The sequence below is a fragment of the Mesorhizobium sp. P3_A8 genome, assembly GCF_056402995.1.
Genome location: NZ_JBFUGI010000002.1, coordinates 400,352 through 419,893 on the forward strand (window position 1 = coordinate 400,352; position 19,542 = coordinate 419,893).

Below are 19,542 nucleotides of genomic sequence, written 5' to 3' on the forward strand. Positions count from 1 at the left end.
CCGCTCACGCTAGCAAGAAGGCCCTTTTCCAGCGAGCCTCTGCCATGCACCAGCGCCCTGCCCTCTCACCCATCATCGCCGCGCTTCCCTCAACGGTGCCGTTTGTCGGCCCGGAAGCGCAGGAGCGTGAGCGCGGGCGGGCCTTCCGTGCCCGCATCGGTGCCAACGAGAGCAGTTTTGGTCCTTCGCCGCGCGTCATCGCCCGCATGGCCGAGATCGCCCGCGACATGTGGATGTATTGCGATCCCGACAATTTCGATCTGAAGGTTGCAGCTGCCGCGCATCACGACGTGGCGGTCGAGAACGTCGTTGTTGGCGAAGGCATAGACGGGCTGCTCAGCCTGGTGGCGCGCATGTATGTGGCTCCTGGCGATGCCGTGGTGACGTCGCTCGGCGCCTATCCGACCTTCAACTTCCATGTTGCCGGCGTCGGCGGGCGGCTGATAACCGTCCCTTACGTGAACGACCACGAAAGCCTGAACGGTTTGCTCGCTGCGGTCGTCAAGGAGAAGGCGCCGCTGGTCTATCTGTCCAACCCGGATAATCCGATGGGCAGTTGGTGGGAGGCGGACGAGGTGATCCGCTTCATCGAAGCGTTGCCGCAGACCACCATGCTGGTGCTCGACGAGGCCTATGGCGAATTGGGGCCGGCCTCGGCTTTGCCGCCGATCGACACGTCGCGCCCGAATGTCATCCGCATGCGAACTTTTTCAAAAGCTTACGGGCTTGCCGGCATACGCTGCGGCTATGCGGTGGCGGAGGCCGAGGTGATCCGCGACTTCGAGAAGATCCGCAACCATTACGGCGTCAGCCGCATGGCGCAGATCGCCGGCGTCGAGGCACTCGCCGACCAGGCCTATCTCGAGACGGTGGTGGCGCGGGTGGCCGCCGGGCGCCGGCGCATCGCTGATATCGCCGAGCAGAACGGGTTGAAGCCGCTGGCCTCGGCGACCAATTTCGTCACCATCGATTGCGGCCATGACGGCACCTTCGCGCTGAAGGTGCTGCAGGGGCTGTTGTCGCGCGACGTGTTCATTCGCAAGCCGATGGCGCCCGGGCTCGACCGCTGCATCCGCGTCAGCGTCGGTCTTGATCATGAACTGGATATTTTCGCCGAGGAGTTGCCCGGCGCCTTGGCCGCTGCGCGAGGGAACTAGGTAATTTCCCCGCTCCCGGATGCCGGCGCGCCGCCGAGCAGATACATGGCACGTGTCAAAATATCGGATAGTTCGGCGGCTTCCTCGTCGCCTAAGTCCGCTGTCAGGCGGACGAGATCGCGATCCGCGGCCGCCTGGAGCGTGGCAAGCGCGGCCTGGCCGCGGACGGTGAGTGAGAGGACGCGACCGCGCAGGGCATCGGGGCCGGCACGCGTTTCCATCAGGCCGGCGGCAGCGAGTTTTCGAAGGATTCTCAGGACGTAGGCTGGCTCCAAATGGAGCTCCTGGGCGATGTCGGACGCTGCTGGTCCGAAATCGATTTGAAACGCTCGTGCCAGAAAGCCTGCCCTGCCGTCAGAGGTGGCGGCAATATGGCCGGATCGACGGCCCAGTTCGAACAGCACCCGCGCCTCGGTCAGCGTATAGGCGCTGTGCGTCAAGGTGTCGTCGAGCAGCCCGATCAGGCCGGTATAGAAGCGGTTGAAGCACCTGAGGTCGCTGACCAAAGCATTCCGATCGGCGTGCATGTCATGCGCCTTCCATGAGATTCCACGTCGGCAGATCATGACGCAAAAGTTGACCAAGTCAATTATTTATTGGATCAAGTCACCTATCTTCCGAACAACCTCGGCTCATATTCAATAGCCTCCCTTCAAGCCAGTTGCCTTCGCTCGATCCTGCGCCAGACTCTATGCAAGGGAGCGCGAGATGAACGATCAAAAAAGGGCAGTGCAGGCCAGCGTACACGGCAGGGTGCAAGGCGTCGGCTACAGGATCTGGGTGAGAGGCGAAGCGGCAGGGCTTGGGCTGGCGGGCTGGGTGCGCAATGAAAGAGACGGCTCGGTAACGGCATGGCTTGCCGGCGCCGACCCGGCTGTTTCGGCCATGATCGAACGACTTTGGCAAGGCCCGCGGGGCGCTTCAGTCTCACGGATCGATGTCGAGGAGATCGAGACCTGGACCGCGCCCGGAGACTTCAGGATCGTCGGATAGGCGCATGCGCGTCACTTGAATTCACCAGGCGCCCTTGAATTAATTGAACGTTCGTTTTATTATCTCCACATTGACGAGGCGATCATGGCGCGCACCACAGGATCCGACGGCGAACGAACCGAAGCGGCAGTCCGCGAAGCGGCGGTCAACCTGATCGCACGCTATGGCTACGAGGCGATGTCGATGCGCCAACTGGCGGCCGAGGTCGGCGTCCAGGCGGCCGCGCTCTACCGCTATTTCCCGACCAAGGAAGACCTGCTGTTCACGCTGATGCGCGAGCATATGGAAGGGCTTCGCGAGGCCTGGGAGCATGCCCGGCCAATCGATGCCGATCCGGTGGAGCAGCTTGCGGCCTATGTGCGCAACCACATCGCTTTCCACATCGAACGCCGGCACGCCACGCATGTGTCGAACATGGAATTGCGCAGCCTGTCGCCCGACAGGCTGACACAGATCCTGCGCATGCGCACAGTCTACGAAAAGGAACTGCGCACCATCTTGCGCGACGGCGCCGAGGCCGGCGTCTTCAACATCGAGGACACCGGCCTGACGGCCATGGCGCTGATCCAGATGATGACCGGCGTCATCGTCTGGTTCCGGCCCGGCGAGCGGCTGTCGGTCCCTGAAGTAACGGCGACATATCTTGCAATGACAATGCGCCTGGTTGGCGCGAGGATGGATACCGGGGAGGAACGGCATGTACACGAACACACTCAGCTTCGGGCATGACGAGGACATCGAGGCGCTGCGCGACCTGGTGCGGCGCTTCGCCCAGGACAGGATCGCGCCGATCGCCGGCGACATCGATCGCGACAACGAATTTCCAGCGCATCTGTGGCGCGAGCTCGGCGCGCTCGGCCTGCTCGGCATCACCGCCGATCCCGATTTCGGCGGCAGCGGCATGGGCTATCTCGCCCATGTGATTGCGGTGGAAGAGATTTCCCGCGCCTCGGCTTCGGTCGGTCTCTCCTACGGCGCCCACTCCAACCTCTGCGTCAACCAGATCAACCGCTGGGCGACGCCGGCGCAGAAGGAAAAATTCCTGCCGCCGCTGTGCTCGGGCGAGCGTGTCGGTGCGCTGGCAATGTCGGAATCCGGCGCCGGCTCCGACGTTGTCTCGCTCAAACTGCGCGCCGAGAAGCGCAATGACCGCTATGTGCTCAACGGCACCAAGATGTGGATCACCAACGGGCCGGACGCCGATACGCTGGTCGTCTATGCCAAGACCGACCCGGAGCGGAAATCGCGCGGCATCACCGCCTTCATCGTCGAGAAGACGATGGCCGGGTTCTCCGTGGCGCAAAAGCTCGACAAGCTCGGCATGCGCGGCTCCAACACCGGCGAGCTGGTGTTCGAGGATGTCGAGGTGCCGTTCGACAACGTCCTGCACGAAGAAGGCCGCGGCGTGGAGGTGCTGATGTCGGGACTAGACTATGAACGTACGGTGCTTGCCGGCGGCCCGATCGGCCTGATGGCGGCGTGCCTCGACGTGGCGATCCCCTATGTGCACGAGCGCAAGCAGTTCGGCCAGCCGATCGGCGAATTCCAGCTGGTGCAAGGCAAGCTGGCCGACATGTATACGGTGATGAATGCGGCTCGCGCCTATGTCTATGCCGTCGCCGCCGCTTGCGATCGCGGCCAGACCACCCGCAAGGACGCCGCCGGCTGCGTTTTGTTTGCCGCCGAGAAGGCGACGCTCATGGCACTCGATGCCATCCAGCTGCTGGGCGGCAACGGCTATATCAACGACTATCCGGCGGGACGCCTGCTGCGCGACGCCAAGCTCTACGAGATCGGCGCCGGCACCAGCGAAATCCGCCGCTGGCTGATCGGCCGCGAGATCATGGCGGAGGGGGTGTAGCATGGCCGTCCTCCAAACCCAGATCTCGCCTTCCTCCGACACCTTTCGCGCCAATGCCGAACGCATGCGCGCACTGGTCGCCGACATCGCCGACAAAGCCACGTCCGTCGAGCGCGGCGGCTCGGACGAGGCGCGCGAGCGCCACGTCTCGCGTGGCAAGCTGTTGCCGCGCGAACGCCTCGCACAGTTGCTCGACACCGGTTCGCCTTTCCTCGAGATCGGCCAGTTCGCGGCGTGGTCGATGTATGGCGAGGAGATTTCGTCGGCCGGCATGATCGCCGGCATCGGCCGTGTCGAAGGCACCGAGGTGATGGTCGTCGTCAACGATGCCACGGTGAAGGGCGGCACCTACTACCCGCTGACTGTGAAAAAGCACCTGCGCGCACAGGAGATCGCGCTGCAGAACAATCTGCCTTGCATCTATCTGGTCGACAGCGGCGGCGCCAACCTGCCCAACCAGGACGAGGTGTTTCCCGACCGTGAGCATTTCGGCCGCATCTTCTACAACCAGGCCAACATGTCTGCCGCCGGCATCCCGCAGATCGCCTGCGTCATGGGTTCCTGCACGGCCGGCGGCGCCTATGTGCCGGCGATGTCGGACGAGACGATCATGGTGCGCAACCAGGCAACCATCTTCCTCGGCGGCCCGCCGCTGGTGAAGGCGGCCACCGGCGAGGATGTCAGCGCCGAGGATCTGGGCGGCGCGGACGTTCATACCAGGCTTTCCGGCGTCGCCGACCACTATGCGATGGATGACGACCATGCGCTCGCCATCTGCCGTCGCATCGTAAAAAACCTGAATCGGAACAAGACCGTAAGCCTGCACTTACAGAAGTCGATTCTGCCACTTCATCCGGCAGATGAGCTCTACGGCATCGTGCCGACGGATCTGCGTCAGCCCTACGATGCGCGCGAGGTGATCGCGCGCCTTGTCGACGGGTCCGAGTTCGACGAGTTCAAGCAGAACTACGGCGCAACGCTGATCACCGGCTTTGCCCATCTCCATGGCATGCCGGTCGGCATCATCGCCAACAACGGCGTGCTGTTTTCCGAAAGCGCGCTGAAGGGCGCGCATTTCATCGAGCTGTGTTGCCAGCGCAAGATCCCGCTTGTCTTTCTGCAGAACATCACCGGCTTCATGGTCGGCCGGAAATACGAGGCAGGCGGCATCGCCAAGGACGGCGCCAAGCTGGTGATGGCGGTTGCCACCGCGAGGGTGCCGAAGGTGACAATCATCATCGGCGGTTCATTCGGCGCCGGCAATTACGGCATGTGCGGCCGCGCTTATTCCCCGCGCTTCCTGTGGATGTGGCCGAACGCGCGCATCTCGGTGATGGGCGGTGAGCAGGCGGCAACCGTGCTTGCCATGGTCAAGCGCGAAGGCATCGAGCGCAAGGGCGGCGAATGGAGCGCCGAGGAAGAAGCAAAATTTAAGAAGCCGATCCTGATGAAATACGAGCATGAGGGCCATCCGCTCTACTCTTCCGCGCGCCTGTGGGATGACGGCATCATCGATCCGGCGAAGACGCGCGAGGTGCTGGCGCTCAGCCTGTCTGCCGCGCTCAACGCCGAAATCGAGGAGACACGCTTCGGCGTGTTCAGGATGTAAGATGCACGGCATCGACAACGGGATGCGCACCCGCACCGGCCAAACCGCGAAACTCGACGTCGATGCCATCGCACATGACGAAACTATACTGGTCGACCATTGCTGCCTCCGGCGAAAAGTGTGCTTTTTGGATGAGGCCATCCATCCGCTCACAATATTGCGAGCCTTGGCCACGAAGCTGGCAGCGATGGAAAATAGTTGCTATTTCTCGTTCCGCACTATGCAACGGGGATGGGAAAAAAATGACGACGGAATATTTGCGGAAAGCGTCTACAGCAATACTTTCTGCACTACTGGTGTTCGCGGCTTCCGGTGTGGGCATAGCCGGGTCGCTGGCAGGAAGCGAGGGACACCAGCGTTTCCCACCGTACCTGCCGCAAAATCCCAAAGATCCCTGCACCAGAACCTACAAGGCCTATGTGGCAGCCAGCGGCCATTCAGCGTACGCGACAACGCCCTATGCTCGGATAATGTCATCCTACATAATCTGCGGCGCGCACCTCAACGCGCCATCGGTAAAGGTAGCAGAAGACCTGGCTATGAAATCCTGCCTGGCCACCCGCAGCCACTACAAGGTCACAACCGGCGGCGGTTGCGAGATCGCTTTGTCAAAATAGGGACAACTGGGCGTCAAACCGGGTACTCCCTTGGTAAGGGAGATGGCACGCCCCTCTGTTCTGCCGGACATCTCTCCCGCAAATGGGAAAATCAACCGACACCTAGGCTTCCACCGCTTGCCGCCGTTGAAAGAAAAACGGCGCTGCAACTGCCGATCTCCCTGCTTGTCGGCGAGATGTCCGGCAAGGCCGAGGGGGGCGTGAGGGAGCGCCTGCGTCGCTTTCAGCAAGCTCTGGCTGCGGAGGCTTCATGTTTAGCAAGATCCTGATCGCCAATCGGGGCGAGATCGCCTGCCGTGTCATCCGCACGGCTCGCAAGCTCGGCGTGCACACCGTCGCCGTCTACTCGGATGCCGACGCGAAATCGCTGCATGTCGAGATGGCCGACGAGGCTGTTCATATCGGCCCCTCGCCTGTCGGCGAAAGTTATCTGCGCGGCGGCAAGGGCGAAGCCGAACTGTTGGCGTCCTGCTATCGCAGGTCGCTAGAACTCGCGGCCGCCAATGATTGCCGCACAGTGGCGTTTCCGGCGATCTCGACCGTGTTTACCTCTACCCGAAAGACGAGGCGACCGAGATCGCTGTCGGCACGGTCAGCATGGTCGTCGAAGAGAAAAACATGCCCGAAACCATCATCTTCTGCTGCTTCGACGAGCATACGGCGCAACTATACCAGCGAACCGTTGCTGCGCTCCGGAAAGGCTGAACTGATGGACCAACAGATTCATCAGCACAGGCAAACCAAAATTCCCGCCAACGAACTGGCGGCGGCGAAAAATATTCGCTACTGCTTAGCTCTTGCAGTGCAATGGGGACAGGGCAGGAATGGAACTGAAATATTGCCGGGGGACGGCTGCTTCGCTACTTGCAGGATTGCTTATATTCACAACAGCTGGCGCCAGCCAGGCAGAGTCGCTCGCAGGGAGCAAAGGGCATACTCGCTTTCCTGTCTATATCACACCGGGTTCGACAGGAGGTTGCAGCAAGCATTACCGCGAATACGTCGCCGCGCGCGGCCATTCCGCCTACGCAATGACGCCGTTCACCTGGGGAACGGAATTCTCAATCTGCGGTATCTCCTTGAATGCACCCTCGCAGCAGGCGGCGGAGGACAAGGCAATGAAGTCCTGCGAATCGGGCCGGAAAAAGTGGAAAGTTTCCACAGCCGGGGCCTGTGCCATCGCCGCATCAAAATAGGTTTCGGACCGCAAGCTTCTTCCTGGGGGAAACAGAATGAAATCCGCGACCATCAAACGGACAGCCGTGTCGATGTTGGCCGGACTGCTTGTGGCCATGACAGCCGGTGCCGCGACAGCGGGCTCGCTTGCTGGCAGCAAGGGAGACGTGCGGTTCCCGCCGACCCTGGGCTCCGGTCCGAAGAGCGAATGCAACGTTGCCTACAAGGCCTATATCGCGGCGAGCGGTCATTCGGCCTACGCCACGACCTTTTATTCGCGCGTTGTCGACCTCTACATCATCTGCGGGACGAAGCTCAACGCGCCGTCTCAGAAGGCGGCGGAAGAAATGGCGTTGCGCGGCTGCCAGGCCGGCCTGACGCGGTGGAAGGTCAAGACCGCAAGCGGCGGCTGCGCGATCTCGGCATCGAAGTAGGCAACCAGCCGAGACTTTTTTCCGAATGGGGTGAACAGAATGAAATCCGGAACCTGCAAACGAGCAGCTACCTCGATAGTCGCAGGCTTGCTGATGGTGGCGACCTCCAGCGCCGCCATGGCTGGATCGCTGGCGGGAAGCAAGGGCGACGTGCGTTACCCAATAAACATTCCCGTGGGGACCACCGGAGGCTGCGGCAAGATCTATGCAGCGTATGTCGCAGCCGCCGGCCATTCGGCCTTCGCGGCAACGCCAATCGTTCCGGCGAGCGAGTATTTCATTTGCGGCGTGAAGCTGAATGCACCGTCACAGAAGGCGGCCGAGGAACTGGCGCTGAAATCCTGTCAGGCCAGCAAGAGCAAATACAAGGTCACCGTCGCCGGCGCCTGCAGTCTCGCCGCCTCCAAATAGGCTGGAAGGCGCGCGGTTTTTCGCTTTGGGAGAGACAAAATGAAATCCACGAATTCCAGGCGAACAGCCATGGCGATACTGGCCGGGTTGTTGATGATCGCCTCGTCCGGCTTCGGCATGGCCGCGTCGCTGGCGGGCAGCGAGGGGGACAAGCGTTTTCCCCCGAATTTGGGCGTCTCGAAGTCCCCATGCGCCAAGGCGTACAAGGCCTATGTTGCGGCCAGTGGCCATTCCGCTTATGCCACCACCCCATATTCAAGGGTGGTTTCATTGTACATCCTATGCGGTGCGCAGCTGAATGCGCCGTCGCAAAAGGTGGCGGAAGTGTTGGCGATGAAATCCTGCGCGGCCACGCGTGCGCACTACAAGGTGACGAACGGCGGCGCCTGCGAGATCGCCGCTTCGAAGTAAGCCGGCGCCTGCCCAATGGCGCCGCCCGTGACAAGACCCGGGAGGCTCCATGTTTAGCAAGATCCTGATCGCCAATCGGGGCGAGATCGCCTGCCGTGTCATCCGCACGGCCCGTAAGCTCGGCGTGCACACCGTCGCCGTCTATTCGGATGCCGACGCGAAATCGCTGCATGTCGAGATGGCCGACGAGGCTGTGCATATCGGCCCCTCGCCTGTCGGCGAAAGTTATCTGCGCGGCGACAAGATCGTCGCGGCGGCGCTTTCGACGGGGGCGCAGGCCATCCATCCCGGTTACGGCTTCCTGTCGGAGAATCCTGATTTCGTCGACCAGGTGGTGGCGGCGGGGCTCACCTTCATCGGCCCGTCGGCGGCCTCGATCCGTGCCATGGGGCTGAAGGACGCCGCCAAGCGGCTGATGGAGAAGGCCGGGGTGCCGGTGGTGCCGGGCTATCATGGCGAGGCTCAGGAGATCGTCCTGCTGGCGTCCAAGGCACGCGAGATCGGCTATCCCGTACTGATCAAGGCGCGCGCCGGCGGCGGCGGCAAGGGCATGCGCCGCGTCGAGCATCCCGATGATTTCTCCGAGGCGCTGTCCAGCGCCCGGCGCGAAGCAAAAGCCGCTTTCGGCGACGACCGCGTGCTGGTCGAAAAATATGTCGACAAGCCGCGGCATATCGAAGTGCAGGTGTTCGGCGACAACTTTGGCAACGCCGTGCATCTCTTTGAGCGTGACTGCTCGGCACAACGCCGCCACCAGAAGGTGATCGAGGAAGCCCCCGCCCCCGGAATGACGCCGGCTTTGCGCAAGGCAATGACGGAAGCCGCCGTGAAGGCCGCCAAGGCGATCAATTATTCCGGCGCCGGCACCATCGAGTTCATCGTCGATGCCTCGCAAGGCCTCAAGGCCGACCGATTCTGGTTCATGGAAATGAACACCCGCCTGCAGGTCGAGCATCCGGTCACGGAAATGGTCACCGGCACCGATCTGGTCGAGTGGCAGTTGCGGGTTGCGTCTGGCGAAAAGCTGCCGAAGACGCAAAGCGAGATCACGCTTGCCGGCCATGCCTTCGAGGCGCGCATCTATGCGGAGGACGCGGCAAAAGGGTTCCTGCCTGCAACAGGCACACTGCATCATCTGAAGTTTCCCGAGCCCGACGCGGCGGCGCTGCGCATCGAGACCGGCGTGCGGGCCGGCGATGCCATCTCGCCCTTTTACGATCCGATGATCGCCAAGCTGGTGGTCCATGCAAAGGACAGGCAAGCGGCGCTGGAAGCTCTCGGCGCGGCGCTGTCGCAGACCGAAATTGCCGGTTCCACCGTCAACACCGCCTTTCTTGCCGCCCTTGCCGCCGATCCCGACTTCTGCGCTGGCGACGTCGACACCGGCTTGATCGGCAGACACCATGAGGCGCTGACCGTGGTCGCGCCGCCGACCGGCGAAATCATCGCGGCGGCCGCCCTTGCCGCCTCCGGTGCCGAAACCTTGTCATCACCGAATGATCCATGGTCTTCGCTCCCCGGCTACGCGCATTTCCATGGCGTGGCGCGACGCATACGATTGAAGTTCGGCGACGACGACATCGCGGCAAAGGTGTCGGTGCGGCCGGACGGGCGCTTTCAGGTGGCGCTCGATGCGCCCTATGACAGCGCCAATGCACATGATTTTCGCGCCGCTGCTCGCCTCGCCCGCTGGCCAGGCCACATCACGGTGTTCGAAGGTGCCGTCGGCTATACATTCGCGGTGCCCGACCCATTGGCCAGGAGCGATGACGCGGCGGCCGCTTCCGGCAGCCTGCGCGCACCGATGCCCGGCCTGGTCAAGCTGGTGCGCGTGGCAAAGGGTGATGCGGTGATCAAGGGACAACCGCTGCTGATCCTCGAGGCGATGAAGATGGAACACACGATCGCCGCCCCGCATGACGGGGTGATTGCCGAAATCGCCATTGAAGGTGCACAGGTCACCGACGGGACGGTGCTGGTGCGGTTCGTCGAGGAAGAAGCTTCGACTGCCGCAACTGGCTGACAGCCGGAAGTACATCCTGGGTCACAAAGAAAAATGGCCGGGACGAACCCGGCCAAACGGCCGTTTTTATGGAAAATACGGTAAAATTCTCCCTTTTATGGCGATAATGGCCGTATTGTTCGCAATGCGGTTATGATAACCGTTGCGCAGGGGGGAACGCAAAATGGCTCGTAACAAGCTCTCCGAGAGTAAGATCAAGGGTCTGCCCGCTGGGTTGCACGGTGACGGAGACGGCCTCTGGATCCGTGTCCAAAAATCAGGATCAAGGAATTGGGTTTTTATTTACCGCCGCGGTTCTGAGCGAGTCGAAATGGGACTCGGCGGCTACGGCCAAGGCACAGCGCCTGTGAGCCTTGGCCTGGCGCGCGAGAAGGCAGAAGCTGTACGGCAGCAACTTGCGCGAGGAGAGAATCCAAGGGTAGCGCGCGTCAAGCCGAAGTCCTTCCTAGAAGTGGCCAATGCATTAATTGATGCGAAGCGCTCCGGATGGACAGGGGGCAAGACCGCTGGCGAATGGGAATTCAGCCTCAGGGAACATGCGAAATTTCTGCATGACATGCCTGTGGCGAGCATCGTCCTAGGTGACGTCAAGGAGTGTTTGCTTCCCATGTGGGCCACACAGTCCGAGACAGCGAGTCGTGTGCGCGGTCGCATAGAGAGCGTGTTCGACTACGCGACTGCCCATGGTTGGCGCACAGCAGGCAATCCCGCCCGATGGACAGGGCTTCTAGACAAGGTACTCCCACCGCCAGCCTCATCCGGAAAGCATCACGCTGCGCTGCCATACAAAAGTATACCAGCCTTGATGAAGGCCCTACGAGAAGCCAGCACTGCTCAGGCGCGCGTGGTGGAGCTTATTACGCTAACCGCTGTTCGAGCAGGCGAGGCGCGAGGCGCCGTTTGGGATGAAATCGATTTCGCCGAACGGACATGGACTATCCCCAAAGCACGGATGAAGGCGAAACGCGACCATGTCATCCCCTTAAGTGATCCCGCCGTGACGGTCCTGCAGATACAGAAACAAGTCGCCACAAATCAGTTCGTCTTCGCAAGCCGAAAGGCTGACACTCGGATCTCGGAGATGGTGGTTGTTAAGGCCATGCGGGCTGCGTCGCCAGATAAGTACGCAACGCTCCACGGCCTTCGATCTACGTTCCGCGACTGGTGCGGGGATTGCACGGAACATCCAAGGGAGATCGCCGAGGCTGCTTTGGCGCACGCCGTTGGGAATGCGGTGGAGCAGGCCTACCGCCGCTCTGATGCATTGCAAAAAAGACGCATCTTAATGGACGACTGGGGCAAGTACTGTGTAAACAACGCCCCTGACCATATTGACATGATAGGCGAAAAAGCCTATAAGTGAGCCCTTGGCATATCTCGCCTAAATTAACGGCGACCCTAACCCCTCACATTAATCAAGCATTTGATACGCGTCTGTTGACGCGGGGCTTTCGTGCGACTGCGCGCAAGATTTCAATGGGGATTCAGGAATGAACGCGAACGACAATACACCACGTTTGATGGCACCCAAGGAAGCGGCTCTGGCAACAAGCCTTTCGCGACCACTCTTGAGCTTGATGGCTGATGCGGGCCAATTCCCAAAGGCAGTCAAGCTTGGCGAGCGGCGGGTTGCCTATGTGCGGTCCGAGGTTGACGCATGGATCGACGCGCGCATCGCAGCGAGGGCAGCGGCCTAACCCCTGCCCTCATCAAAAACCCACCGCGGATCCAACCGCGGCCACTCCATCAGGGAACCACCAATTGCAAATCTTATCACTTCGGCCGGAACCACCGGGCGGCGGAGCCGTGCGCGCACGCTTCGACGTCCAGATGGATGATGGCATCAGACTTTACGACCTGAAGCTCGTCCAAGCGCGCGCTGGCTGGCGCGTATACGGCCCGCAGCACCACGGCGGCGCTGTCGTAACCTTCCCGATCGCTATTGCAGACCAAATCGCAGCGGAGGCAGTCGCCCTTGTCCAGCACCAATCCTAAGACTGCGGCGCAGCCCTGTCCCTATAGAGTCGACGATCGCGTCGAGCACGACAAGTACGGTGCCGGAACCGTCACGGCGGTCCACGTCGCAGGAGCATCTGTTCGCTTCGACGCAGGCGGTAGAATTCGCCCGTTCGGGTTCGAGGAACTGCGGCCAGCGAATGACAACACGGCACCATCAGAGCGTCCAAAGGCTGAAATACTTAAGCTGTCGGGTACCGCTAGCCTTCCTCAATTGGAATGGGTGTATGGCCGCGTCCGAGTGCGAAAGTATGTTTCAGCGCTGTTCTCGCCCGGCGGTGGAGGTAAGACGTCGCTGCTAACTGCGGAGGCGTTGGACATGGCTACCGGCCGCGACATTCTAGGTGTCGGTCACCGGCAGAAAATGCGGGTTTGGTACGTCAATACAGAGGATCCCCGCGATCTGGTAATTCGGCAATTCGAGACGGCAGCCGCGCTACATCGCATCACAAACGATGACATCGGCGATCGTCTCCTGATCTCGAATGGCCGGGACTCAACCTTCGTCGTAGCGCGAGAGGACAAACGGACAGGCCTCAAATTCAACGAACCGGTTATCTCTGGGATTGTGGAGGTTGCGGCCGAGTTCAAGCCTGACGCGCTTATCCTCGATCCATTCGTCTCCACCCATGAGATCAACGAAAACGACAACGGCGCCATTCAACGAGTCGCTAGCTTGTGGGTCATGATTGCCGACAAGCTGAATTGCTCCATCGACCTAGCCCATCACGTCGTCAAGTCGGAGGGTCCAGTTACCGCGAACTCGGGCCGTGGGGGCGGCGCACTCAAGGACAAAGCCCGCATTGTCCGCGTCGTGAATCCAATGTCGGATGAACAGGCTGGCAAGTGGGGCGTGAAGTCTGCCGACCGCCGCGAATACTTCAGTGCGTCAATCGATAAGGGCAACCTGTCAAAAGTCGGCTCTGGTGGCTGGTATCACGTCGAAAGCGTGCCGCTGGGCAATGGGCGCGGTCCACTTCTGCCGCAGGAGCATGCGCCAGCTGTTAAGCGCTGGTATCCGCCAGACGCCGACCCGCTTGAAGTCGCAACCGCCAAAGTGGCCGATCTTGCCGAGGGAGAATTGCAGTCGATACTGATTGGCATCGCCAATCGCGATTGCCGGTACGATCCGCAATCGAAGGATTGGGCGGGGCATGAGGTTGGATATGTACTCGGCATCGATACAGCCGACAAACAAAACGCCGCGCGAAAGAAGGATATCCAAGGCCTGCTCGACGCCATGATCCTCGTTGGAATTTTGGAGAAAGAGAGCCGTAGAGACGCGATTGCAAGGCGCTCCGTTGACTACCTTAAAGTTGCAAAATCGTGAGAAGGCGCACTAGGCGCACCCCAGCGCACCATCAAAAAAATAGTTAGCGCTTTCAAGGACAACGCACCGACGCACCACCCCGTACCAGTAGGGTACGGAGGTGTGTGCAGACGAAATGCGCGCGCTAGGGCGCGCGAAAAAAGAACGAACCGACGATTTCTAAGAAACGAGGAGAACACACGATGAAAGCACAGCATGCAACGGCAGTGTTTAGCCCGCTCGTGAGCAGAAAGCCCTGAACTGATGACCAACGAAACTGTGGTTACAGAGTTGATCATCGACAGCCGGCAGGCCGAGCAGGGCTCGGCCGCCTATGTACGCGCGATGAAGGCAGCGCAGGCTGCCTACGATAAGACCATTGATCAGGCGAACGCAGCCACCGTCGCAATGGAAAAACAATCGACAGTGATGATTGGCACTGCTGGCGGAATCTCTTCCACTGCCAAAGCTTGGGACCGTTTCAAAGCCAGCGTTGATCCAGCCTTTGCGGCCACGCAGCAGATGGAACGTGCCCTGCTCACGGCTGACGCCGCAGCCCGGAAGCTTGGCGTTGACCAGGCTGAAATCAACCGGGTTATGGACCTTGCGCGCGCGAAGCATCTTGGCGCTGCCGCTTCCTTGGGTACGGTGGGCACGGCCGCCCGTCTGACGTCCAACCAGATGCTCAACCTGTCCAGGCAGGGCAACGACGTTATCACCATGTTCGCACTCGGCGCTCCGCCGATGCAGATTTTCGCCAGCCAGGCCGGTCAGATTTTCGATGCGCTGGAAAGCGGTCCAATGGGGGCGATTGGTTCGCTCAAGGTGGTTGGCACAGCGATACTAAACTTCGTCACGACGCCACTAGGCGGTGTCTTGACCGCTGCCACGCTAGCGGGCGGAGCTATGGCTGCCTATGCCCTGGCAACTCGCAATGACATCAAGTCCGCAGACGAAGTGCTGAAGGGTCACAAGGCGCTCATCGATGAGATTGCCAAGGCTTATCCAGAGGCAGCTGCAGCGGCGAAGAAGTACGAGGACCAGGCGTCGCAGATGCCGAAGTCTGTGATTGCTGCCGACACTGCAGACAACGTTGCCGACGCACGGAAGACGCTCGACTCCCTTATGAACGATACCCGCCGGCAGCTGGATCTGCTTAATACCGGTGACGGCGATTTTTCAAGGATAGGCAAGGCGGGGCTTGCGAGATTCGCCGAACTTTCAAAGGAACTGAAATCAGGCGCCATCGATGCGGTTGATTTGCAAAGCGAGCTAGGCAAGATCCGCCTCGACCCGACGCTTTCGAAGAACGCACGCGAGTTCGCTAAGGGTCTGCAGGATACCGCAGCGCAGGCGGCCAAGGTAGCAGCAACGATCCCGGCTGACCTGGAGGCGAAGGGAATCGCCGTTGACAATCAGAAGGCCACAAAGACGCTCGCTGAAGTCGCGGCCGGCTTCAAGGACGTCAAGGGGAACGCCAGCACTGCCGACGCCACGATCGCCAAGCTGTTCGGCACGATAGATAGCGGTGGGTCGGATGGTTTCGGCGTCACGCGGTCGCTTGGTGGCTCCATCCAAGGCGTCGTCGGCCAATTCGAACAGGCGGACCAGGCCATCCGGAAGATGCGGCGCGAGCAGGCGCAGAGCATGCTGGATCTCAGCAAGCAATTCCGCGACACCACGGCAGAAGCGGAAACACTGAAGGAAGCCATAGTTACGGCCGGTGGCAAGGAGAATATCCAGGCCTTCTTCGGCGACGTTCGCAACATCGATGGCGCCAATGCGGCGCTCGGCAACACCGTAGGGATCGTCAACAGACTCTTCGATGCGATGAGCACCGGTAGGGCCACGGCTAGCGATGTGGCATCCGGTGTCGACTTACTGCGTCAGACGCTTATTGATGGCGGACTCGGTGTCGAGAAGGTCAACGCTTTCATTGACAGCCTGGTTCGCGCCAGGATGCAGATGGATTCTGATATTGGTAAAGCCGCGCAACTTAACAGCGCTATCCAGGCGATCCAGAATCGCACAGTCACCATCACCGTTGTAACTCGCCAGGTCGGTACAGGCACGCAGTCGACCTACGATGTGCCTAAACAAGATGGTAGTGGCACCAGTGGTGTCGGCGTTACCCGCTATTCCTCCGATCGCCAAATCTCATCTACGCCGATCTTCAACACGTCGACCAACTCATGGGGTTACGTCCAGCCAACTACCTACCAAGACCCGGCTCGTTTGGCGCAGGTGAACGCCGCATACCCGCAGCGAGCAGCCGGCGGACCAATCTCGGCTCAGTCGCCCTATTGGGTGGGTGAGAGGGGACCTGAGCTAGTCGTTCCTTCGGGCGCTGGGACGGTCATCCCGAACGCACAATCGATGGCTTTGGCCAATCCGCAATCGGCATTTACGGGACGTGAGGCTACCACAGACGAAAATCGCATGTGGACGGTCCAGATGAACATTGAGGCGAACACGCGCAAGACCGCGCAGGCGCTCGATGATCTAAAGACTAGCGGCTCTATCGGCGGCTATGGTAGCGGCGGCGGTGGCTCCTCGTCCGCAGGTTCAACAACCGAAGACCCGCTTAAGGCGGCTTATCGGAGGGCGCTGGCGACCGCTAGGTCGAACTATGCAATGATCGGCGGCGTCCAACCCATCGGCTATGGAGCGGATGGTCTCGCCGCCACACCCGAGCAGATTGCGCGCCGCGCCGTATATGGCTTCGCACCAGGCGGTATGATTGGCGGCGATTCCCGAGACACCCAGAAGGTCGAATTCTTCAAGCGGCCATCTGAAAAGGTGATCATTGCCGACAACGACCAGATTAGCGACCAGCGTAGCGGTTCGTCGTCTGGCGGTGGCGGACAACGGCCAATCGTCATCAACCAGACCCACAACTGGAACGGCAATGCACCGCCAACCAGGGAAAGCCAAGCTGCTGTTCGCGCGGCAACCGCTGCCGGCATTCGCGACGCTCTGAGGTCCGTCAATGGTCGATAAGATGGCTGCCCGGCTCGCATTCATGGTCTCGGCAGGTGTCGTTCTTGCGCTGTCCTGGCCGTTCTAGAGATTGTCGGGGCGTGCCTTGGCCCGTCGGTGACCACGGATGTACTGGCACCGGCGGGACTTCGTCTCGGCCCTATTCTTTCGGCCAACCGCTGGTGTCGATCGGCATTCGAAAGTCGAAATCCTCAAGGCTGCGAGCAATGTCGCCATCGAAGTCTTGTACGGCGTGGTGTTCTCCGACCAAGACGATCGTGTGCACCTCCTCCGTTGGATCGAAAGCCCACCAGTAGCCCTCATAAACGGTCTTTCGATCGACAGAACCGTCCTTCGGCCAATGGCTTGTATCGACGAGCTGGAGCAGATCAAATTCGATGATATTGTAGTGCCAGGAGTCACTGACACGGGTGGCTATATCGCCATTTACGTCAATGATCTCGGGCCGCCCATCCTGCTGCTGGATGCTGATTGCCCACCAGTAGCCGTTCTGTGTGCGCATGACGTTCTCCAAATGACATTTTTGAGGCCGCAACGCCGCCGTATAGGGCGTGGAAGCCGGATTGTTGGTATTAGGAGTTGTGCTTGGGCAGCCGTGCTGCTCGTTGTCTACGACGTAAGGGCTCCCCCATCGTCGGTTATCATGCGGCGTATTTAGAGGTGCCCGGCGCCGGTTCTCTCAAGGCACACCGAAAAGGTAGATGAGCCAGTCAGGCTGTCAAGGCGCTGCCGCCGATCAATAGACGGTGGACAACTAGCGTAACGGTTGAATTTGCGAGTTGCGAAGAATGCCACTTTGCACCATTTTGGTTCCACCCGAACCGGAGACGGCGGTAACCGCCTCCGGCGCGCGGGCGTAGCGCCATACATACTGGCACGCGGAGTTTGCGGCACTTGTCTTTGTCAGAGACGCCGCAAACTTCAGCCAGTGCCTGTAATGTACAGGCAATCCGAATTCAGCGCCCGCTGTGGCTGGCTTTTCCCACAAGGTTTTTGTTCTCCTTTCGTTCTTCTGTGGACAAGCTCGGTGTCGCTTTACAGGGCGTCTGTAATCGTAGGATTATATTCCTTGGGTGGGGCGATTTCGATGGAGATCGCAATGGCAAGATCGAAACCTTCAAAGCAGTTATCGCAGGCTGAAATCGAGCGCTTTCTGGTGGCAGCGGAAGCGCTACACCTCAGCATCGTGAAGCCGTTCATATCGCCGTTCTGCGACCACTACAGGCAGACGCGCGTCCTGCATGAGGTGCTGTTGAAAGCCGTGCGGGAAGTGACCGGGGACGAAGTCCCGTTCATCCAGTGGAACACTACCGGACCGGTTAGACCGCCTACGGCTGGCTAGCTGGTCATCGGTGGTGCGGGAAGCCCGCCTTATGGCAGGCAAACCGTAGCGGGTTTGTTAGCGATCGCCGCACGGAACCATTTTTAGCATTCGCTTGTTTAGCCCGCGATCTTATACAATTGTATCTTCTCGCGGGGGTTCGATGGTCTCGAAAAAGCTGGTAGCCAACGCCGAGCATGCGGCCAAGTTTCTGGCAGGGCTAGCAAGTCCTCCGCGACTATTGATCATGACCCATTTGGCCAATGCCGGCGAAATGCATGTCAACGCCATCATAGAAAAACTGATGATAAGCCAATCGTCCGTGTCGCAGCACCTAGCCAAGCTGCGCCGGCTCGGTCTGGTCGAGACCCGGCGGGATAGCCAAATGATCTATTATTCCTGCAACTCGAAGGCGGCGCGCGAACTGCTGTCCATATTGGATAAGGTGTATGGCGAAGGCACTCCCGAAAAGCGGGCGCATTTGATTACAGTAAGGCAGCGCTCAAACTAGGCTGGTTCAAATGCAACTCGAAACCTTGCCGTGGATCGTCATTCCGAGGGAAATGGCATGACCGACAAGCCAGCCACCACCTACGTCGTGAGCGTGTTGGAGAAGCCCAGCTGGCGTACGGTCTTGACCACGAAGGACAAGCAGAAGGCGTTCGGTATGGCCAAGGAGATCGGCGACAAGGTGCGGATCGAGACGATCACGCCGAAGCCGAAGAAACGCTAGAAGAGGTGGATCAGCCTAGCAACCCGCGCACCAAGGCCAATGATGAATCGGCCCTCGTTGGTCGCAAAATCCCAACAGCAAAATGCAGCCCAGCCAAAAAGAAAAAGCGAGAAGCGCATTCGCAGGATACTAAATTAGGCGCATTGAATAAGCGTTAAGGCTGGAGATGGCCGGCGCCCTCGCTGGGAGGTTGCCCGAATGGCGCCGGCCGGACGGCCCTTTTTCAGGTCCGCCGCACCTCAGACATAGCTGAGTCTTTACGTTGCGTCATGTGGTCGACCCGTCTCAGCCCGCCAGCGCGCGTCCGACAGCAATCCCAATTCCGATCGCCAGGCCCGTAGCCAACTTGCCCGCCAGATCGACAGCAAACGCGCCGACTGTGTCGCGCCAATCCGTGCGGGGCGCTAAAGCCTGGGTGAGTTCATCGAATGTGCGGTCGTGTTTCACGGACGTATCCCTGCATCGTTCAGA

22 protein-coding genes and 1 pseudogene are annotated in these 19,542 nt (G+C 60.4%); 20 read left to right on the top strand and 3 right to left on the bottom strand.

What is annotated here, in order from left to right; translation table 11 throughout:
* Nucleotides 1-44 precede the first annotated feature (44 nt).
* Entirely contained in the window at nucleotides 45-1,157 is a 1,113-nt protein-coding gene (locus AC1DX4_RS06115) for a pyridoxal phosphate-dependent aminotransferase (RefSeq protein WP_477219464.1), read from the top strand.
* Here the strand turns inward: AC1DX4_RS06115 and AC1DX4_RS06120 are convergent.
* A complete protein-coding gene (locus tag AC1DX4_RS06120) occupies nucleotides 1,154-1,684 on the bottom strand; it encodes a MarR family winged helix-turn-helix transcriptional regulator (protein ID WP_477219465.1) in 531 nt (176 codons plus the stop codon). The genes AC1DX4_RS06115 and AC1DX4_RS06120 overlap by 4 nt on opposite strands.
* 181 nt (nucleotides 1,685-1,865) lie before the next feature.
* Between AC1DX4_RS06120 and AC1DX4_RS06125 the strand changes: the two genes are divergently transcribed.
* The 16 genes and pseudogenes from AC1DX4_RS06125 to AC1DX4_RS06200 all read left to right on the top strand — a co-directional run bounded on the left by AC1DX4_RS06125 (nucleotide 1,866) and on the right by AC1DX4_RS06200 (nucleotide 17,017).
* On the top strand, nucleotides 1,866-2,150 hold the full coding sequence (locus AC1DX4_RS06125; protein WP_477219466.1) for an acylphosphatase: 285 nt from the start codon (nucleotides 1,866-1,868) through the stop codon (nucleotides 2,148-2,150).
* An 84-nt stretch (nucleotides 2,151-2,234) separates the two neighbouring features.
* The gene (locus tag AC1DX4_RS06130) at nucleotides 2,235-2,879 is read left to right on the top strand and encodes a TetR/AcrR family transcriptional regulator (RefSeq protein WP_477219467.1); all 645 of its coding nucleotides are present in this window, start codon (nucleotides 2,235-2,237) and stop codon (nucleotides 2,877-2,879) included.
* Entirely contained in the window at nucleotides 2,848-4,011 is a 1,164-nt protein-coding gene (locus AC1DX4_RS06135) for an isovaleryl-CoA dehydrogenase (RefSeq protein ID WP_477219468.1), read from the top strand. The genes AC1DX4_RS06130 and AC1DX4_RS06135 overlap by 32 nt, the downstream gene beginning before the upstream one ends.
* Before the next feature lies 1 nt (nucleotide 4,012).
* A complete protein-coding gene (locus AC1DX4_RS06140; protein ID WP_477219469.1) occupies nucleotides 4,013-5,620 on the top strand; it encodes a carboxyl transferase domain-containing protein in 1,608 nt (535 codons plus the stop codon).
* 242 nt (nucleotides 5,621-5,862) lie between these two features.
* A complete protein-coding gene (locus AC1DX4_RS06145) occupies nucleotides 5,863-6,237 on the top strand; it encodes a hypothetical protein (RefSeq protein WP_477219470.1) in 375 nt (124 codons plus the stop codon).
* 250 nt (nucleotides 6,238-6,487) lie between these two features.
* Nucleotides 6,488-6,673 (top strand): annotated as a pseudogene (locus tag AC1DX4_RS06150) (biotin carboxylase N-terminal domain-containing protein); the annotation flags it as partial.
* 71 nt (nucleotides 6,674-6,744) lie between these two features.
* A complete protein-coding gene (locus tag AC1DX4_RS06155; protein WP_477219471.1) occupies nucleotides 6,745-6,942 on the top strand; it encodes a hypothetical protein in 198 nt (65 codons plus the stop codon).
* A gap of 119 nt (nucleotides 6,943-7,061) precedes the next feature.
* Nucleotides 7,062-7,433, top strand: coding sequence for a hypothetical protein (locus tag AC1DX4_RS06160; protein WP_477219472.1), 372 nt, complete (start codon nucleotides 7,062-7,064; stop codon nucleotides 7,431-7,433).
* Nucleotides 7,434-7,469: 36 nt separating this feature from the next.
* Nucleotides 7,470-7,847 carry a hypothetical protein gene (locus AC1DX4_RS06165; protein WP_477219473.1) on the top strand — a complete coding sequence of 126 codons (378 nt, stop codon included), beginning with the start codon at nucleotides 7,470-7,472 and terminating at the stop codon, nucleotides 7,845-7,847.
* A 93-nt stretch (nucleotides 7,848-7,940) separates the two neighbouring features.
* The gene (locus AC1DX4_RS06170) at nucleotides 7,941-8,258 is read left to right on the top strand and encodes a hypothetical protein (RefSeq protein ID WP_477219474.1); all 318 of its coding nucleotides are present in this window, start codon (nucleotides 7,941-7,943) and stop codon (nucleotides 8,256-8,258) included.
* 39 nt (nucleotides 8,259-8,297) lie between these two features.
* Nucleotides 8,298-8,669 carry a hypothetical protein gene (locus AC1DX4_RS06175; protein WP_477219475.1) on the top strand — a complete coding sequence of 124 codons (372 nt, stop codon included), beginning with the start codon at nucleotides 8,298-8,300 and terminating at the stop codon, nucleotides 8,667-8,669.
* A gap of 49 nt (nucleotides 8,670-8,718) precedes the next feature.
* A complete protein-coding gene (locus AC1DX4_RS06180) occupies nucleotides 8,719-10,692 on the top strand; it encodes an acetyl/propionyl/methylcrotonyl-CoA carboxylase subunit alpha (RefSeq protein WP_477219476.1) in 1,974 nt (657 codons plus the stop codon).
* 163 nt (nucleotides 10,693-10,855) lie between these two features.
* Nucleotides 10,856-12,055, top strand: a complete 1,200-nt coding sequence (locus AC1DX4_RS06185; RefSeq protein ID WP_477219477.1) for a tyrosine-type recombinase/integrase — start codon at nucleotides 10,856-10,858, stop codon at nucleotides 12,053-12,055.
* 127 nt (nucleotides 12,056-12,182) lie between these two features.
* Nucleotides 12,183-12,389 (top strand): helix-turn-helix transcriptional regulator, encoded by a 207-nt coding sequence (locus tag AC1DX4_RS06190; RefSeq protein ID WP_477219478.1) that lies wholly within the window; start codon nucleotides 12,183-12,185, stop codon nucleotides 12,387-12,389.
* Nucleotides 12,390-12,667: 278 nt separating this feature from the next.
* Nucleotides 12,668-14,038 carry an AAA family ATPase gene (locus AC1DX4_RS06195; protein WP_477219479.1) on the top strand — a complete coding sequence of 457 codons (1,371 nt, stop codon included), beginning with the start codon at nucleotides 12,668-12,670 and terminating at the stop codon, nucleotides 14,036-14,038.
* A gap of 243 nt (nucleotides 14,039-14,281) precedes the next feature.
* A complete protein-coding gene (locus AC1DX4_RS06200; protein ID WP_477219480.1) occupies nucleotides 14,282-17,017 on the top strand; it encodes a phage tail length tape measure family protein in 2,736 nt (911 codons plus the stop codon).
* Nucleotides 17,018-17,156: 139 nt separating this feature from the next.
* Here AC1DX4_RS06200 and AC1DX4_RS06205 read toward each other — a convergent pair whose 3' ends face one another.
* Entirely contained in the window at nucleotides 17,157-17,519 is a 363-nt protein-coding gene (locus tag AC1DX4_RS06205) for a hypothetical protein (RefSeq protein WP_477219481.1), read from the bottom strand.
* Nucleotides 17,520-18,116: 597 nt separating this feature from the next.
* Between AC1DX4_RS06205 and AC1DX4_RS06210 the strand changes: the two genes are divergently transcribed.
* From AC1DX4_RS06210 to AC1DX4_RS06220, 3 genes are all read left to right on the top strand, one after another.
* The gene (locus AC1DX4_RS06210; RefSeq protein WP_477219482.1) at nucleotides 18,117-18,359 is read left to right on the top strand and encodes a hypothetical protein; all 243 of its coding nucleotides are present in this window, start codon (nucleotides 18,117-18,119) and stop codon (nucleotides 18,357-18,359) included.
* Between the two features lie 142 nt (nucleotides 18,360-18,501).
* The gene (locus tag AC1DX4_RS06215) at nucleotides 18,502-18,849 is read left to right on the top strand and encodes an ArsR/SmtB family transcription factor (protein ID WP_477219483.1); all 348 of its coding nucleotides are present in this window, start codon (nucleotides 18,502-18,504) and stop codon (nucleotides 18,847-18,849) included.
* Nucleotides 18,850-18,906: 57 nt separating this feature from the next.
* On the top strand, nucleotides 18,907-19,071 hold the full coding sequence (locus AC1DX4_RS06220; protein WP_477219484.1) for a hypothetical protein: 165 nt from the start codon (nucleotides 18,907-18,909) through the stop codon (nucleotides 19,069-19,071).
* A 285-nt stretch (nucleotides 19,072-19,356) separates the two neighbouring features.
* On the opposite strand, the gene AC1DX4_RS06225 is transcribed toward AC1DX4_RS06220, so the two are convergent.
* Entirely contained in the window at nucleotides 19,357-19,518 is a 162-nt protein-coding gene (locus AC1DX4_RS06225) for a hypothetical protein (RefSeq protein ID WP_477219485.1), read from the bottom strand.
* Nucleotides 19,519-19,542 lie beyond the last annotated feature (24 nt).

Excerpts from the sequence above, each read along its gene's own strand:
- AC1DX4_RS06120 (WP_477219465.1), bottom strand. The coding sequence starts at position 1,684 with ATGCACGCCGATCGGAATGCTTTGGTCAGCGACCTCAGGTGCTTCAAC.
- AC1DX4_RS06140 (WP_477219469.1), top strand. The coding sequence starts at position 4,013 with ATGGCCGTCCTCCAAACCCAGATCTCGCCTTCCTCCGACACCTTTCGC.
- AC1DX4_RS06160 (WP_477219472.1), top strand. The coding sequence starts at position 7,062 with ATGGAACTGAAATATTGCCGGGGGACGGCTGCTTCGCTACTTGCAGGA.
- AC1DX4_RS06200 (WP_477219480.1), top strand. The coding sequence starts at position 14,282 with ATGACCAACGAAACTGTGGTTACAGAGTTGATCATCGACAGCCGGCAG.
- AC1DX4_RS06205 (WP_477219481.1), bottom strand. The coding sequence starts at position 17,519 with ATGCGCACACAGAACGGCTACTGGTGGGCAATCAGCATCCAGCAGCAG.
- AC1DX4_RS06215 (WP_477219483.1), top strand. The coding sequence starts at position 18,502 with ATGGTCTCGAAAAAGCTGGTAGCCAACGCCGAGCATGCGGCCAAGTTT.
- AC1DX4_RS06145 (WP_477219470.1), top strand. The coding sequence starts at position 5,863 with ATGACGACGGAATATTTGCGGAAAGCGTCTACAGCAATACTTTCTGCA.
- AC1DX4_RS06175 (WP_477219475.1), top strand. The coding sequence starts at position 8,298 with ATGAAATCCACGAATTCCAGGCGAACAGCCATGGCGATACTGGCCGGG.
- AC1DX4_RS06125 (WP_477219466.1), top strand. The coding sequence starts at position 1,866 with ATGAACGATCAAAAAAGGGCAGTGCAGGCCAGCGTACACGGCAGGGTG.
- AC1DX4_RS06180 (WP_477219476.1), top strand. The coding sequence starts at position 8,719 with ATGTTTAGCAAGATCCTGATCGCCAATCGGGGCGAGATCGCCTGCCGT.
- AC1DX4_RS06165 (WP_477219473.1), top strand. The coding sequence starts at position 7,470 with ATGAAATCCGCGACCATCAAACGGACAGCCGTGTCGATGTTGGCCGGA.
- AC1DX4_RS06220 (WP_477219484.1), top strand. The coding sequence starts at position 18,907 with ATGACCGACAAGCCAGCCACCACCTACGTCGTGAGCGTGTTGGAGAAG.
- AC1DX4_RS06115 (WP_477219464.1), top strand. The coding sequence starts at position 45 with ATGCACCAGCGCCCTGCCCTCTCACCCATCATCGCCGCGCTTCCCTCA.
- AC1DX4_RS06210 (WP_477219482.1), top strand. The coding sequence starts at position 18,117 with ATGGCAAGATCGAAACCTTCAAAGCAGTTATCGCAGGCTGAAATCGAG.
- AC1DX4_RS06185 (WP_477219477.1), top strand. The coding sequence starts at position 10,856 with ATGGCTCGTAACAAGCTCTCCGAGAGTAAGATCAAGGGTCTGCCCGCT.
- AC1DX4_RS06135 (WP_477219468.1), top strand. The coding sequence starts at position 2,848 with ATGTACACGAACACACTCAGCTTCGGGCATGACGAGGACATCGAGGCG.
- AC1DX4_RS06190 (WP_477219478.1), top strand. The coding sequence starts at position 12,183 with ATGAACGCGAACGACAATACACCACGTTTGATGGCACCCAAGGAAGCG.
- AC1DX4_RS06170 (WP_477219474.1), top strand. The coding sequence starts at position 7,941 with ATGGTGGCGACCTCCAGCGCCGCCATGGCTGGATCGCTGGCGGGAAGC.
- AC1DX4_RS06130 (WP_477219467.1), top strand. The coding sequence starts at position 2,235 with ATGGCGCGCACCACAGGATCCGACGGCGAACGAACCGAAGCGGCAGTC.